The 2,364-nt window shown below is 49.6% G+C and carries 2 protein-coding genes; both read left to right on the forward strand.

Annotation, left to right across the window (positions count from 1 at the left end; translation table 11 throughout):
• Positions 1-1,242 (forward strand): succinylglutamate-semialdehyde dehydrogenase (gene astD, locus R7E00_RS22460; RefSeq protein WP_318124476.1); only part of this gene is annotated, 1,242 nt, incomplete at its 5' end.
• A gap of 242 nt (positions 1,243-1,484) precedes the next feature.
• Positions 1,485-2,276, forward strand: coding sequence for a DUF1338 domain-containing protein (locus R7E00_RS22465; protein ID WP_021822487.1), 792 nt, complete (start codon positions 1,485-1,487; stop codon positions 2,274-2,276).
• The last annotated feature ends 88 nt before the right edge of the window (positions 2,277-2,364 follow it).

Genomic DNA, 2,364 nt, shown 5'->3' on the forward strand with positions numbered 1-2,364 from the left:
AAAGAAAACAGGGAAAAAATTGCCGAAGTGATCGCGAAAGAAACGGGTAAACCAATTTGGGAAACGCGCACAGAAGCGGCTGCAATGGCTGGAAAAATCGCTATTTCTATTCGTGCCTACCATGACCGTACTGGTGAAGCGACTCGCGAAGCTGCGGGCAACCAGATTGTATTGCGACATCGCCCTCTTGGCGTAATGGCGGTGTTTGGGCCATATAACTTCCCTGGTCACTTACCGAATGGCCACATCGTTCCTGCCTTGCTAGCGGGGAACACAGTTGTGTTCAAACCATCTGAGCAAACGCCTTGGACTGGCGAGCTAGCTATGAAATTGTGGGAAGAAGCGGGTTTGCCAAAAGGCGTGATCAACCTTGTTCAAGGTGCGAAGGAAACCGGTATTGCGTTGGCTGATGCGAAAGGTATTGATGGCATTCTGTTTACGGGCAGTGCGAACACGGGTCACATTCTGCATCGTCAGTTTGCAGGTCAACCAGGCAAGATGTTAGCGCTAGAAATGGGCGGCAACAACCCGATGGTCATCTCTGATAACTACGGTGATTTGGATGCAACGGTGTACACCATCATCCAATCGGCATTCATCAGTGCTGGTCAACGTTGTACTTGTGCTCGTCGTCTATACGTGCCGTTTGGTGAGAAAGGGGATGCTCTGATCACTAAGCTGGTGGAAGCGACGAAAAACATTCGCATGGATCAACCATTCGCAGAACCTGCGCCATTTATGGGCCCACAAATCTCTGTGGCTGCGGCGAAGTTCATTCTTGATGCGCAAGCAAACCTGCAATCTCTAGGCGGTGAAAGCTTGATTGAAGCGAAAGCAGGAGAGGCGGCGTTTGTTTCTCCTGGCATCATCGATGTGACTAACATTGCTGAGTTGCCAGATGAAGAATACTTCGGACCGCTGCTGCAAGTCGTGCGCTATGAAGGTTTAGATAAGGCCGTAGAGCTGGCGAATGACACGCGCTTTGGCTTGTCGGCAGGTCTTGTATCAACAGACGATCAAGAATGGGAATACTTTGTTGACCACATTCGCGCAGGCATCGTAAACCGCAACCGTCAATTGACGGGCGCAAGTGGTGACGCCCCATTTGGTGGCCCTGGTGCATCAGGCAACCTTCGTCCAAGCGCCTACTACGCGGCGGATTACTGTGCTTACCCTATGGCGTCTATGGAAGGGCAGGAGACGGAATTACCTGCGATATTGAGCCCTGGCGTGACGCTTTAAGTTTCAATAACAGGGTCACGACCATGCATCGTGGCCCAATGTGCTGACGCATCATTTAGGTTTGGGTAGTACGCGTTGGCATTACACGGCAAGTGAGCACAGACTCAAAAAGCGTGTTTGACTGACTGACATTTACCGTCACAGGTTGATGGTTGCTCGTTCATTATTCTGGACAGCTTTTGGGCTGTGAACGAGCGACCACACTCTTATCTTAATCCTACATCTCGTAACAAGGAGTCGTTATGACGCCCGATGTGTTATTTGAATCGCTATGGCAAGACTACATCCAACGTCTTTGTCCTTCTGCTGCTAAGGTGCATCAGCTTCTACAAGAAGATGAGGCTCTGATTAATGATCATATTGCTTTACGTACTTTCAATGTTGAGCCGCTAGGTATTGAGACATTGGCGAAACCGTTTTTAGCTGCTGGCTATAAAGCGTGTGGGGACTACGTATTTGAGAGCAAAAAACTGGTCGCAAAACACTATGAGCACCCAGATCCGAAGCAGCCTAAAGTCTTCATCAGTGAGCTGAAAGTCGAAGAGTGTTCGCCAGAGCTGCAAGATATTGTGGCGAAACTGGTTGCGCAAGTGGATGCTGACAAACTGTCGGGCAGTGCATTTCTGCATGGCGGTCGCTTATGGGATCTAAGCTTTGCTGATTACCAAACGTTGGCTAAAGAGAGCGAGTATGCGTCTTGGCTGGCCGCGCACGGTTATGGTGCTAATCACTTTACGGTGAGTGTGAATCAGCTGAATCAACACGATGAAGTCAAACAGGTTAACGACCATCTTCGTCAAGCAGGGTTTGTGATCAATGAGTCGGGCGGTGAGGTGAAAGGCTCGCCGGAAGTGCTGCTTGAGCAATCGTCGACGATGGCAGACAAAGTGCCAGTGACCTTCGAAGAAGGTTCGGAAATTATCCCAGGTGGCTTTTACGAGTTTGCTAAACGTTACCCAATGGAGAATGGCGAGTTGTATCCAGGATTTGTTGCCGCTTCAGCAGACAAAATTTTTGAAAGCACTAATGGTTAAACGTACCAATGGCTAAACGCCATGGAATACCTTGGGCTAACCTGCTAGTTCGTTAGCCTCTTGCGACCTAGAGCCTGACTGCAAGGCA

It is taken from the genome of Vibrio sp. Vb1755 (assembly GCF_033338635.1).
Lineage (GTDB): Bacteria > Pseudomonadota > Gammaproteobacteria > Enterobacterales > Vibrionaceae > Vibrio > Vibrio alginolyticus.